A 13,236-nucleotide genomic window follows, 5' to 3' on the forward strand; every position below is an offset into this window, starting at 1 on the left:
TGGTAACCGGAGTTGAGACTATTCCGCCTCGACTTCCTGTGATATGACTTCCCGATACGCGATATCCTGCAGCAGGGCATAGCGGACGATATTCAAGGCCAGGTTCACTGCATCCTGGGGCACATAACCGGCACAGGCGACCGACGCCTGCTGCTCCAGGGCACAGCTGATATCGTACTTACTATATATGACAGCCAGGTGCCCATCAATTTCAATTCCTTCGAGCAGCGGTTCAACGACCAGGGTTTCCGCTTTCAGCGGCTGGTTTACATCGTTGACCTCCATCTGGCGACGACGCACGCGGCGCACGTCATATCCGGTCTGCTCCGAAAACAGGGGATGATCGACGGGAATGCGTTTTAACTGTTTAGTCGGAAACATTTCCTGCATTAGTTGACGAAAGCTTTTATCAAACGGCTGGGCGCCACAACAGGCATCAGCAAACAGTACCGCCCCATTATCCAGGGCCTGTTTCAGGTTCGACTGCTCCGTTTTAGAGAGGCTGAACTGGCTTCTGCCATGCATGTACAGCAGCGGGTACTGCATCAGATTGGGATCGCTGGCCGGCAGACTGGGCGTTTTGGTAGAAGCAATCATTCCCGCATTCTGATTCAGGGCCTTGAGCAGATTCGTCAAAGCCCGCGGCGCCGCATCCCAGGTACCGTTATGACGGATCTTGGCGATCTGCAGAAAGCCCCGTTCGACCTGATTCTGCAAACCGTTCTCACTGGCCAGTTCTTCCTGGTCAAGTTTGTTTGGTGGTTCTCGACCTGTCGCATATGCAATCACGTTGGTTCCGATCCGGACAGCACGCGTGATCATGGAAGTTGCTTTCACCGGCCGATCTTGAGAGGGGAACCGCATCCATTTGTCCCAGAGACAGGCCAGATCGTCAGGGCAGTAGATAATGGAAGTCCGACAGCCGACATCAACTCCATAGAGTTCGACACTTTCCGCGTCGAGCAGATATTCGCAGCGGAATACGGGATGTTCAGCCGTCAGCCGTTTCAGCTGAACTTCCCCCTGGGGATACATTTTTTTGATCAGTTCGCGAAAACCACGATCAAAACCGGCCCCATTACAGTTATCAACGGCAAAGATAAAGCCCCCCTGCTCCACAAACTGTTTGAGCATGTTGACCTCAGGTACTCCGAACTGGGGATCTTCCTGACCACTGATAAACAGCACGGGGGCCTGCCTGAGAACCTGCACGCCGCCCCCCTGAATCGCCAGATCGAGATTTACGGTTTGCCAGGTCAGCAGCTTCGGCCAGTCAGGGCGTCCTGAAAGTGCATCGGTCAGATTCAAAATATCATTCTGGTGATGATTCCAGTTTGGAATAGTTCCCGGCTGCAGTTTTACCTGCCCCTCGGTTTTGTATTCCAGTTTATTGATCAAGACTGGAGCCAGACCTTTGGAGAGAAAGAGCAGGACAAAGCTGGTTCCCAGTACGGGATCGGATTCCAGCTGGCCGGCACCACGCCATGAACCATCGCGCACGGACTGTCTTTGTGTCAGAAACGCGGCTCCTTCCCGATACCAGTCATGCTTGCCGAAGAACCGGGTACCACTCAAGCGTCCTGCACGTTCCAGACCATACAGATAGTAGAGTAGCCAGGAGTTGACGCCTGGATTAGTGCCCACGGAAAAATGGGTGGTCATCCAGTGAATCGCCCGTTCGATTGATTTGTCTTCTTCTTTTTGATCACAGCAGACGGGAGTACCATCGGGATTCAATTCCAGATCGTCTCCCAGCATCGAATTCACGATCACCATAGTGGCGATCCCCGCGACGGTCATACTGCCTCGACTCGCCCCGGCGTTGGACTGATAGCCCCAGCCTCCATCGCCACTTTGCTGTGTAGACCAATACTGTTTGATGAGTTTCCAGGTCTTCTGGCTGACTGGTACCCCCGCATGCACGGCATCCCGCAGAGCGAGTACCGCGTACTGACTGTTACTGCGGTCGGCAACCCCAGCTCCGCCAATTGCCATCCCGGGGCCGTAACTCCAGCCTCCCGCGTTGGGCCCGGTCGTCACCTGACTTTTCTCAAGTCGTTCCACCAGGGACTGAATCAGAGGTAAATCCCGTTTGCCATCTTTAGCGGCTGCCAGTGCCATAATCATCAGGCTGGTCTGGTAGGTTCCCCTGGGTTCGGGAGCGCGGAGTGATCTGAGGTATTTGAGGCCGCGTTGTACGGGTTCATCATTCGCAGTCATGCCGCAGTTGATGATGGCCATCAGAGCCAGACAGCTGACGCCGGGTGTATAGTTTTTCCCCGGACCGGACCAGGAACCATCGCCCTGCTGTTCCTGCAGAAGAAAGGCTTTTCCACGCTCGATGGATTCCAGTACTGCCTTGGCTGACAGTTCCTGTCCCTGTGCGAAAACGGCTCGCCTGGAGTACAACAAGAGGGAAATGCACAGGACTGCTGTTAACGTCCAGCGCAACGCCCGATACGCTCTACGATAATGCGGAAAATCCATTACGTTTTACTTTCGATTCCGAGTCCACACTGGAGAAGAGCCTGCACAGCCCCTTCTCTCCAGAACTGTGTCCGGAAACTGATTTGTTTAATTTTTATGCATTCTTACAAGATATTTTACCTATTCCAGATGAATTGTTTGTTTTTTCACCCGTCTCCCTGATTGTATCATATTTGCGTTCGCAAGTCAGCGGGTCTCTGTTTCTCTCGGGATTGAAGATGGCTATAATTACAAAAACTGACTGCGTAGTTTTACACGGACTGAAGGCTGTCCGCATTGATGATCTATGCCGGTCAGCATTTTGAGTCAGTCAGGCCTGAACCACGAGACAGAATGGAAATCCCTTGGCTACCGAAAAACGCGACTTTGACGAATTTCTGGAGAAACTCAAACGTCACCATGACGTGATGGTGGACGAACTGCATAAGGTCGTGATCGGCCAGGATGAAGTGATCGAGCAGATCCTCGCGGCGATATTTACGGGGGGCCACTGTCTGCTGGTCGGGGTACCCGGACTCGCGAAAACCCTGCTGGTAAGTACCATTGCCCGCATTCTGGATTGTGAGTTCAAACGAATCCAATTCACCCCCGACCTGATGCCCTCAGACATTACCGGCACTAACGTGCTGGAAGAGGAAGAATCGGGCCGCCGCTCGTTCCGATTTGTTCAGGGCCCTGTATTTACCAACATTCTGCTGGCTGATGAAATCAACCGAACTCCGCCTAAGACACAGGCTGCCTTACTGCAGTCGATGCAGGAGCGGGAAGTGACGGTGGGGCAGACCACCTATGACCTGCCGGAACCGTTTTTTGTGATCGCCACCCAGAACCCGATCGAACAGGAAGGAACTTACCCCCTCCCAGAAGCGCAGCTCGACCGATTCATGTTTAACATTAAGGTGGAGTATCCGAACCTGGAAGAGGAAGAACAGATTCTGGCCGCCACCAGCTCCAGCGAGAAACCGGAAATTCGCAAAGTCCTTTCCGCCAAGTCGATTTTATACCTGCAGCGGCAAATCAACATGATCGAAGTCGGCCCGCTGACAATCAATTACGTTACGCGACTGGTCCGTGCGACTCGGCCCAGTGACGGCTCTGCGCCAGCCTTCATCAAGCAGATGGTTGACTGGGGAGCCGGCCCTCGTGCCGGCCAGTATCTGATCGCGGGAGGCAAAGCCATTGCCGCCATGGACGGTCGTGCGAGTGTCTCGCTCAATGATATTCGTCGCGTGGCAGTCCCCGTGCTCCGTCATCGTATTTCTACGAACTTCCAGGCGCAGGCCGAGGGGATGGTCACTGAGGATATCATCGGACGTCTGCTCGAAGAAATTCCGGAACCCAACATTCCCAAGTATGAGTGAAGTGGGAATTTCAGTAGGCAGTCAGCTCTGCAGAATCATTGAGTTGATGCTGCAATACCTTCTGGATTTTGGCCCGCAGATTACGAATTTTGATCGGCTGAACGAGAATCCGGGAGCGATCAGTCTTCTTCAGCGTTTTCTTGATCGCGGCATTCTTCTCTGACAGAACCAGGATGGCTGCCAGATCCGGATCCATGGCGAGTGCCTGTTTGAAGGCTTCGACACACCCTTCGCCGATGGAATCTTCCATGAAGACAATGCAGTCGGGGGCATTGTCTTTCACCCGCTGCATGGCCCGATCCAGATCGCTTAAAATCAGAACACGATAACCGTGTTTAGTGAGGTAATCCCGCAAGACATCCTGGTGTTTGGAACGATTCTCGATACACAGGATTGTCGGTGGTGCGATTGCCATTTTCAGATCCTGCTCAGCACTCGCTTTGACATCCGCGGTTGTCTGTGGTCTTGGTGTTTCTTCCGCTCCACTGAGCTGAGCACGGACTTCCAGGAGATCTTGAACCGCTTCGGTTGCCGTCTGATACCGAACCTGTGGCAGATAGGCCATCAGTTTTTCCAGTACGTCTACGACGGCTTCAGGCAGATCGGGCTCGATCGTAGTAATCGAAGGTACCTGTGAATAGCGGGTCGGCCGCTTGCGTTCCTCAATGTCTTTCGTGCGTGGGAAAGGAGGTTTGCCACAGAGAAGCTCGTAAAAGATGGTGCCCACAAAATAGAGATCGCTGCGGGGATCATTTCGGGGAGCCCCTGTTGACTTTTCCAGCGTTCCGTATTCGACGGCGCGTTGATGTGCTTCACCAGCACCGGCGGCATCATCTTCACCAGCCAGACCGAAGTCAATCAGCTTGGCCACTCCCTGAATCGACATGAGCACATTGGTCGCTTTCATGTCGCGGTGCGTGTACCCCAGACGGTTGGCGTACTCCAGCCCTTCGCAGATATCGATGGTGTAATTGACGGCTTCCAGGGGAGAGAGCTTTTTGCGGATAGTGATAAAGTCCCGCAGATTTCCACCTTCCACAAACTCCATGGTGAAATAGTGAATATCGTCCTGCACGCCGACATCGAAAATCTCTACGATGTTTTTATGTTTGAATTGCTTGCAGACTTCTGCTTCCCGGCGAAACATTTTTATGTTATCGGGATCTTGAGCCCAGCGTTGCCGAAGCACTTTGACGCCAATCATGCGTCCATCTTCCAGAGATTCTGCGCGATAGACGCGGGCAAAACTTCCGGAAGCGTTCTGGTACATCAGCTTGTTGCCGCCCAGAACGAGCCCTTCGAACTCATTGTTTTTCAGTCGACTGGCCTGAAATGAGGTGATCAGGTTTTTGCGTTCCAGTAACCGAATCAGTTGATCGTCATCAGCTGCTTTGTCCTGAAGTTCCTGCAGGCAGGCATCCATCTCGTCTGGTTTGACGAGCTTCAGATCAATCAGCTGCGCACTGAGTTTCTTTTTGCGCGACTTCTTATTGAAAAAAATCATTCGTAGTCCATGCCCTGTTGATGCACACCAGGCAAAGAATCGTTACTCAGCAAACAAATAAGTACGGTGGCTACACATCACTGATTGATGTGCCTGCCCAAAACTGGCGAATCAAAAAAATGAATAACTCGTTTGGACTGAGATCCGACTACCGGGTACCATCCCAATTAGAATTGCGAGCCCGAAAATAATAATAAAACAAAGGCCCTCAAATAGACACAAAATTCCGTTGATGAAAGTTTGATGTCTGAAATATGAATATCAAATTATAACATTGAAAATGGCGGAAGGGAATCAGTGAACACGCGAGCAGAAAATTATTTTAACTTTTTCTGAGGTGAAATGAGCGTATTCGTTTTAAGCAGCACAATTTCAGGAATTGACGAGCAGTGTGCCGTATTTGACGGAACCGCAGGATAAAACGGTCTGAATATTCATCCGGGATCCTGCTCCTTCGTAGTGGAAGAGAATCAGATCGGCCCGGGAACCGACTTCCAGCTTGATTTCTTCAAACCCAAGCAGTCGAGCAGGGTTCAAGCCAGCCATGTCGAGAGATTCCTGCAGAGTGATTCCAGCCATGTCGATGGCGGTGGTGACGCAGGTATCTGTCTCCAGACCGGAGCCAGCGAGTAACTGCCGCTGACCGGCGATGACGATCGGGCCGTCTTCCAGGACTTCCATCTTAACGGAACCCTCATCGTAGATTCCGGGGGGAGACCCGGCCAGACCTGAGGCGTCGCAGGTAATCACGACATTCTCGACACCTTTGGTTTTGATAATGGTTCTGACCACACTGGCGGGCAGGTGATGTCCGTCTGTGATGATGCTGGCCATCAGACGCGGTTCACCCAGTTGCTCCCAGATGTAATTCGGGTGGCGACGCAGAGTTCCATGTGCGCCATTGCCCAGGTGAGTACTCAGGCGAGCCCCTGCATCAACGGCTTCGGTAATCTGCTCGGGTTCTGCAGCAGTATGCCCAATGGAGACAACAACCCCTGAGGCAACGGCTTTTTTGATAAAGGGGATGGCGTTATCGACTTCAGGGGCCAGAGTAATCAGACGAATGCGATTTCCGGAAATCTCCTGCAGGCGGCTGAATTCATCCCAGTCGGCAGGGCGAACCTGATCCAGCGGATGAGCACCACGGGGTCCCTGAATCGGCGAAATGAAGGGACCTTCCAGATGGCAACCGGGAACCATCTGCTCCACCCAGTCATTTTCTTCACACGCCTGACGAATGGCAGAGAAGCCGCTGACGTAGTCTTCGTAGGAACTCGTAATCAGTGTGGGACAAAGACGGGTGATGCCGTACTGGTAATGTTTCTCCATTACCTGACAGACTTCATCTGAAGTCAGACCTGGTTTGTTGAACCAGATCCCACCGTGGCCATTGATCTGCAAATCAAACATTGATGGAGCAATGAAAGGCAGTCCGGCTGCTTCTGAATCAGGCAGCAGCTCAATCGAAGAGATCTTGTTTCCCTTGATCTTCACACTGACAGCCTCAAATGTATCGTATCTTCGTCCGACTAACTCCATCAATTGCCTCGAGCTCTAAAACAATTTGTAAAAGAAAATATTGGGTTCACGAATAAGCGGCTAGCTAAGGTTTATTTAAACTTAGAAAGTATAAGAAATGTACCTCAATGTCAAAAAAAGAATTTCCTCAACACTGCCTTATACCATGAAATTCGTGCAATTTACAGTGCGAGAATCTATGTTTATGTATCGCAGGAAAATTCTATGTATTTTTTGAGGGAAACGGGTGTTTTACCGCGCCTGAATGAGTAGAATTGATAGTAAAAATTATATTTGTTCAGTAATTCAACACCCGTAGGGGAACTGAGTGCCTTCATGTATCTGAAAATGGCCAAACGCGTCTTAATGGAAACAGACAAAAGACTTGTCTGGAAACTGGCTTACAATTTCGGTTTCAAAGGTGCCCTCTCGGTTCACAAACACAAAAAACGCCTGAAACGCGGTGAGTTTTTCCCCCCCTTCCTCTATGTCTCGGTGATCAACAGCTGCAACCTGCGCTGTCAGGGCTGCTGGGTCGATGTCGCCGCCAAACAGGAAAAGATAGATGTCGAGGCGATGTCAAAGCTGATCGGCGAAGCCAAGGAGATGGGCAACTCCTTCTTCGGTATCCTGGGGGGTGAGCCATTCATGCATCCCCAGCTGCTGGAAATTCTGGAACGTCATCCCGACTGCTACTTCCAGATTTTCACGAACGGACAGTTCATTACCGACGAGATCGCAAAGAAGCTGCGAAAACTCGGCAACGCGACTCCGCTGATCAGCGTGGAAGGAAACGAGATCATCAGCAATGAGCGTCGCGGGCGGAGCGATGTCTACAACAAAACGATGCAGGGAATTCAGAACTGTCTGAATAACAAACTGCTCACCGGTGTCTGCACCAGCTTATGCAAGTCGAACATTGATGACCTGCTGACTGAAGAATGGGTCGACAAGCTGATTGACATGGGGGTCATGTATACCTGGTATCACATTTACCGTGTCGCCGGCCCCGATCCGAACCCGGAACTGGCGCTCTCTCCGGAAGAGCAGTTACGAGCCCGCAAATTCGTTGTGGATATCCGGGCCCGCAAACCGATCGGAGTGATCGACGCCTACTTTGATCATGATGGAACCGCACTCTGTCCGGCAGCGACCGGTCTCAGCCATCACATCAATCCCTGGGGCGATATTGAGCCCTGCCCCGTGATTCAGTTCGCCACCGATTCCATCCACGATGAATCCAAAACACTGAAGGAAAAATTCGTGCAGTCGGAGTTCCTGAAAGACTTCCGACACGTCGTTCAGCAAAACACGCGTGGCTGTATCATTCTGGAGCGGCCCGATCTGCTCGAAGATCTGGTCAAAAAGCATGGCGCCAAAGACTCCACGTTCCGCAAACAGGCGATGCAGGAACTGCAGAATCTGGAAACGCGCACTTCCCAATATTCACCCGGGAATGAAGTTCCCGAGAAGAGTTGGGTCTACCGCATTGCCAAGAAATTCTTCTTTAACGATTTCGGCGTCTACCAGGGAACGGACCATAGCCAGACTGCAGCTCCCGGAATCCTGGCGAATCGCAGTGAGTCAACCACTCCCGGAAATCCTCCCGATTTCATTCCCCTGGAAGCGTTGAAATAACAGCGTTCTCTGATCGGCTTACCCGGCAGGAAGCTTACTCATCCTCTTCCGCTAAATTCACGATCAGCGTGGCATCAGCCGAAGCACTCCGAATGCGTGGGACATCTGTGGCGGTTTTTTCCAGAGCGGCCCTGGATTCCATATTTACTTTCCACCATTCGCTGGCATCCAGCAGGGACCACTGCCCATCCTCCTCACAACGTGTCAGGGACAAGACGAGTTCTGAAGCAGACTGAGGCCGTTTATCGGGATCTTTCTCCAGACACTGCATAATGATCTGCTCCAGGTCGGCCGAGACCGGCTTTCCCAGTCGCTCGGAAGGAGATTCCGGATCATCCTGAGTATGCTTCATACAGATCTCAATGATGGATTCTCCATCGAAGACGGTGGTTCCCGTGAGTAGATAATAGCCGACCGCTCCGAAGGCATACAGGTCACTGCGTGCATCGACCCGGTCCGGATTTTTGATTCCCTCTGGTGAGAGATACATGGGGGTCCCCGCCATCGCGTTCGTCGAGGTCAGCGTAGCCTGCTCTCGACCATCCACGGCTTTGACGAGTCCAAAATCGAGGAGCTTGATGAAATCGTAAACGCCCCCTCGATGCGTCAGAAAAATATTGGCCGGTTTCACATCCCGGTGAATCACTCCCAGTTGATGTGCTTCCGCGAGGGAACCAGCGACCTGCTTGAGCAGATGGATCACCCGAGCTTCAGGCAGGGGGCCGAACTGTTTGACCAGATCATCGAGGTCAATGCCATCCAGCAGTTCCATGGCGTAATAGAAAACTCCTTCCGGAGTACGGCCGTAGTCGTAGATCGCAATCGTATTCGGATGATTAAGCTGACTTGTCAGCTGTACTTCCCGTTCAAAACGAGCTACTGCTTCGTCGGTCGTTTTTTCGATATCCAGCAATTTGATAGCCGTCGGTCGGCGGAGCATGGCATGCTGTCCACGATAGACGACCCCCATGCCCCCTTCTCCGAGCTTCTCTTCCAGGGCATACTGGCCCAGCTGTTTTGCTTTAATTACCGCCCGCCGGGTTTCCTGTTCTTTTCGCGCCACGATGACCGTAAAGATAAAGATGACGATACTGCCCACAATCAGCAGGCCGAACAGCCCCCAGAATGTATAACGCAACAGGTAGAGCGAGCGGTAAGCTTCTGACTGATCCATCTCGGTAGCGACGCCCATTCCGTATTCGGGCAGCCAGGTCCAGGCCCCCACAACCGGAACACCGCGATAATCGCTGTAGCCTTCGACGTCGATGCCACTCTCATTCTGAACGGCAGAGGCTGCCATGCGGGTCAGCGTGCGTTCGGCCATGCGTTTCGTAGGACGGTTCCCGCGTGCCATGTTGACTTCAGGATCGCGTACCTGCACATTGAGGATCGACTGGGCGTCTTCGCGGTCGGGTATCAGCCCCATCAGTTTTAAATCATCTTCAAACCGACTCTGCGAAAGCATGACACCATCTTTATCGAAGGCATAGGTCTCGCCAGTTTTCCCCGCCCGGGCGACCGAGAGGATCCGTGTGAAATCCTGCTCCGGCTTGATCAATAGCGCCAGGACAGCAATCGGTTTTCCGTCTGCATCCTTCACTGGCGCCATCGCCAGCATGGTTGGGAGCCCGGTTTTTAATTCTCCTGAATCCGTTTTGCGGGCGAACAGACTTTCAAAGGGACGCGTGACTGTCGCTTTCCCTTCACGAACCTGCTCCAGAGCAGACTGCTGAATCGGAAGATCCGCACGGCCGATCGGCTCGTCACGTGAAGAGGCCAGAACTTTGCCAGCCAGATTGAACAGTCCCACATCCAGGTATCCCAGATGCTCCAGCTCGGAACTGAATTCTTCCCGCAAACCATCCAGCGACTGGGAATGCAGTAGAGCATCCCGGTTGTCCGGATCCTGTTGCTCAATGCCGATCAATTCTTCAGTGAGTTTGCGGACGCGTGGCTCTTCGGCCAGCACCTCCGCGAGAGATTCTTCTCGTGCCAGCCAGATTTTCAACGCAGCCACATCGGCGTCCAGAATTGTCTGCAGATTATTGGCAACGTTCTCCCGACTCGAGGTCTCCACAATCGACCGGACCATCAACCCCAGAAACAGCAGCAGAATCGTGCCTGCAATCGGCCAGATCCACATGCTCCGTTTGGAAAAGAGCCGGGAACGGGTAAACGATTTCATAAAAGAGCGGGAAAACGATCGTCCCAGTGAAGTCTTCGATGCGTTCATGAATCAGGATTTCAGCAGATACGGGGAGAAAACGGCTCAGGTTCTTAATTCTGACATCTCTCCGGGCGTTCAGCAAGAAATGAATCCTGTTTCGTGGGGAAGTAGACCGAATCAGTTGCCGGATATCACGATCAAGGCGCATAAAAAAAGCCGTGCCTGTTTCAGGTCACGACTTTTATAGTATCTGCCATTACATTGCGACGGTGGGGTCGCTGCAAGAAGGACGGCGAATCGGGTAGTGCCAGGCACTCACCACTATTGATTCCGGTCCATGCTAAGGTTTAGGATCCTCCGACGGAATAAAGAATGACAGGATACTGTTTCAATTGTATGCATCGTCCTGACAGTCGTCGACGGGAGTTTTCCGCGTTTTCACGAAAATTCACCCTGCGTCAGAATGTCTGGTTAAAATCAGATATCTGATTTTCAGGATAGTTATCAACATCGGCATTTCAGGGCGTAACGGTTTGATCCGATTTTCAAAAAAAACGGAAAAACATCTGCCGCTCCGTGCCTCCCAGATGGGAGTTCATTCCCTCAAGGGACCGGGAATCTTACTGATTTTCCCCGTGCCTACAAGAGGAGATCTTCGTGAATTCTGGAATTCACGGGAATCAGTTTCCGAGAACTACAATCAGACTTTGCGCATGCCGTTACGCATTAAGAGCCAGCCGATGAATGCGATGACCACCAGAACGATGCCGTACTCCATCGGCGAAATATTATCCCAGCGTTTGTTGAGATAGTTGATGTAGAAATTGGAGTACTCGTGGCAGGTTTCCAGAATCGTGTCGATCATGATGTCACCTCAAATGATGCGTGAACTTGATACGATCTGTAGAGCGCTGACCTCTGCTGTCAGAAACGAACCCGGTCTGGATTCTAGATCAGTGGGTCAAACCGTTTACAGATCCATTTAAAAGCCTAGCTCACAGATCAGAGCGTGCAGCGAAAAAAATAATTTTTGGTCCCCTGAGCAAAAAACAGGCCTCTGCGAATTACTTCACAGAGGCCTGTTCTCTTTAACATATCGGGTTTTGAATTTTAGATATAATCATTGATGACATTTTCAATCCATTCCTGGCGACCGCTGGAGTTGGGAGCAGAATCCCCTTTCTCAAGCATGTAGGCTTCCAGGTCACTGAAGTTCACACTGCCGGCTTCGATTTGTGCACCAATGCCCTCGTCGTAACTTGCGTAACGTTTCGATACGAAGTCAGAGAGGATACCGTCTTTGCGAATCTGGGACGCAATCCGCGCACCGCGGGCAAACGCATCCATGCCGCCAATGTGGGCGTAAAACAGATCGATCGGTTCAAAGCTTTCCCGCCGGACTTTGGCATCGAAGTTGACGCCGCCGGGTGCGAGTCCCCCCTGATCCAGAATCGCCAGCATGCATTGCGTGGTCAGGTAGATATCTGTCGGGAACTGGTCGGTATCCCAGCCCAGCAGAAGGTCCCCGGTATTAGCATCGATACTGCCCAGTGCCCCTTGAATCGATGAGTAAACCAGTTCGTGCATCATGGTATGCCCGGCCAGCGTTGCATGATTGGTTTCAATATTCAGCTTCACATGGTCCAGCAGATCATACGACCGCAGAAAGTTCAGACAGGCGGCAGCATCGAAGTCATACTGATGTTTGGTTGGCTCTTTCGGCTTCGGTTCGAACAGGAACTGCCCTTTGAAGCCAATCTTCTGGGCATGCTCTACTGCCATATGCATGAATCGGGCGAGATGATCGAGTTCCCGTTTCATGTCGGTATTGAACAGATTCATGTAGCCTTCGCGACCACCCCAGAAAACATAGTTTTCGCCTCCCAGTCGATGCGTGACTTCCATTGCTTTTTTGACCTGGGCGGCTCCGTAAGCGAAGACATCTGCGTTCGGGCTGGTGGCAGCTCCGTGCAGGAAGCGGGGATGGGAAAACATATTCGCTGTTCCCCACAGCAGTTTGATTCCGGTTTTTTCCTGGGCTTCCAGAAGTTTGTCGGCGATGCGGTCAAAATTCTCGTTGGCTTCTTTCAGCGTGTCCCCATCGGGAGAGACATCTTTGTCATGAAAACAGTAATAGGGAGCCTGCAGCTTTTCGAAGAATTCAAAAGCAACATCGACCCGCTTCAGCGCATTTTCGACTGAGTTCGAGCCATCATCCCACGGACGCTGCAAAGTACCTGCCCCGAAGGGATCACTGCCGGTACCGCGGAATGTATGCCAGTAACAGACACTGAACCGCAACAGATCCCGCATCGACTGCCCTTCGATCTGCTCATCTGGGTTGTAATGTTTGAATGCGAGGGGATTCTTGCTTTCCGGGCCTTCGTACTCGATTCGGGGGACGTCTGCAAAGTATTCCATGGGGCGCACCTGTCATGTGGTTAAAACGTTTAAAGACAATCACTTCAAACAAAGATTCTAAACAGAAAATCCCTTCGAGAGTAGGCTCGGAAGCTTATTGAACAAACATTACGAATGGATTTTCAAAGTGATCTTGCCTC

The 13,236-nt window shown here is 51.8% G+C and carries 8 protein-coding genes; 2 read left to right on the forward strand and 6 right to left on the reverse strand.

Features of this window, described 5'->3' with window-relative positions:
• Window positions 1-18: 18 nt before the first annotated feature.
• On the reverse strand, window positions 19-2,487 hold the full coding sequence (locus HG66A1_RS22345; protein ID WP_145189251.1) for a DUF4159 domain-containing protein: 2,469 nt from the start codon (window positions 2,485-2,487) through the stop codon (window positions 19-21).
• Window positions 2,488-2,831: 344 nt separating this feature from the next.
• Here HG66A1_RS22345 and HG66A1_RS22350 point away from each other — a divergent pair, with 344 nt between their 5' ends.
• Window positions 2,832-3,848 (forward strand): AAA family ATPase, encoded by a 1,017-nt coding sequence (locus HG66A1_RS22350; protein WP_194242482.1) that lies wholly within the window; start codon window positions 2,832-2,834, stop codon window positions 3,846-3,848.
• A 10-nt stretch (window positions 3,849-3,858) separates the two neighbouring features.
• Here HG66A1_RS22350 and HG66A1_RS22355 read toward each other — a convergent pair whose 3' ends face one another.
• Complete coding sequence (locus HG66A1_RS22355) at window positions 3,859-5,352, reverse strand: protein kinase domain-containing protein (protein ID WP_145189253.1); 1,494 nt, start codon at window positions 5,350-5,352, stop codon at window positions 3,859-3,861.
• A gap of 372 nt (window positions 5,353-5,724) precedes the next feature.
• Window positions 5,725-6,891: an N-acetylglucosamine-6-phosphate deacetylase gene (locus tag HG66A1_RS22360; protein ID WP_145189256.1), complete on the reverse strand. Its 1,167-nt coding sequence runs from the start codon at window positions 6,889-6,891 to the stop codon at window positions 5,725-5,727.
• A gap of 315 nt (window positions 6,892-7,206) precedes the next feature.
• Between HG66A1_RS22360 and HG66A1_RS22365 the strand changes: the two genes are divergently transcribed.
• A complete protein-coding gene (locus tag HG66A1_RS22365; protein WP_145189259.1) occupies window positions 7,207-8,508 on the forward strand; it encodes a radical SAM/SPASM domain-containing protein in 1,302 nt (433 codons plus the stop codon).
• 34 nt (window positions 8,509-8,542) lie between these two features.
• Here the strand turns inward: HG66A1_RS22365 and HG66A1_RS22370 are convergent, their stop codons facing one another.
• From HG66A1_RS22370 to xylA, 3 genes are all read right to left on the reverse strand, one after another.
• The gene (locus HG66A1_RS22370) at window positions 8,543-10,741 is read right to left on the reverse strand and encodes a serine/threonine protein kinase (protein ID WP_145189262.1); all 2,199 of its coding nucleotides are present in this window, start codon (window positions 10,739-10,741) and stop codon (window positions 8,543-8,545) included.
• Window positions 10,742-11,375: 634 nt separating this feature from the next.
• Complete coding sequence (locus HG66A1_RS32145) at window positions 11,376-11,540, reverse strand: hypothetical protein (protein WP_155366009.1); 165 nt, start codon at window positions 11,538-11,540, stop codon at window positions 11,376-11,378.
• 245 nt (window positions 11,541-11,785) lie between these two features.
• Entirely contained in the window at window positions 11,786-13,096 is a 1,311-nt protein-coding gene (gene xylA, locus HG66A1_RS22375) for a xylose isomerase (RefSeq protein ID WP_145189265.1), read from the reverse strand.
• Between the last annotated feature and the right edge of the window lie 140 nt (window positions 13,097-13,236).

Origin of the sequence: Gimesia chilikensis (assembly GCF_007744075.1) — a bacterium.
GTDB lineage: Bacteria > Planctomycetota > Planctomycetia > Planctomycetales > Planctomycetaceae > Gimesia > Gimesia chilikensis_A.

Bases quoted from the DNA above. Each gene is read 5' to 3' on its own strand.
- HG66A1_RS22345 (WP_145189251.1), bottom strand. From the start codon at position 2,487: ATGGATTTTCCGCATTATCGTAGAGCGTATCGGGCGTTGCGCTGGACG.
- HG66A1_RS22355 (WP_145189253.1), bottom strand. From the start codon at position 5,352: ATGATTTTTTTCAATAAGAAGTCGCGCAAAAAGAAACTCAGTGCGCAG.
- HG66A1_RS22360 (WP_145189256.1), bottom strand. From the start codon at position 6,891: ATGGAGTTAGTCGGACGAAGATACGATACATTTGAGGCTGTCAGTGTG.
- HG66A1_RS22365 (WP_145189259.1), top strand. From the start codon at position 7,207: ATGTATCTGAAAATGGCCAAACGCGTCTTAATGGAAACAGACAAAAGA.
- HG66A1_RS22370 (WP_145189262.1), bottom strand. From the start codon at position 10,741: ATGAACGCATCGAAGACTTCACTGGGACGATCGTTTTCCCGCTCTTTT.
- HG66A1_RS32145 (WP_155366009.1), bottom strand. From the start codon at position 11,540: ATGATCGACACGATTCTGGAAACCTGCCACGAGTACTCCAATTTCTAC.
- xylA (WP_145189265.1), bottom strand. From the start codon at position 13,096: ATGGAATACTTTGCAGACGTCCCCCGAATCGAGTACGAAGGCCCGGAA.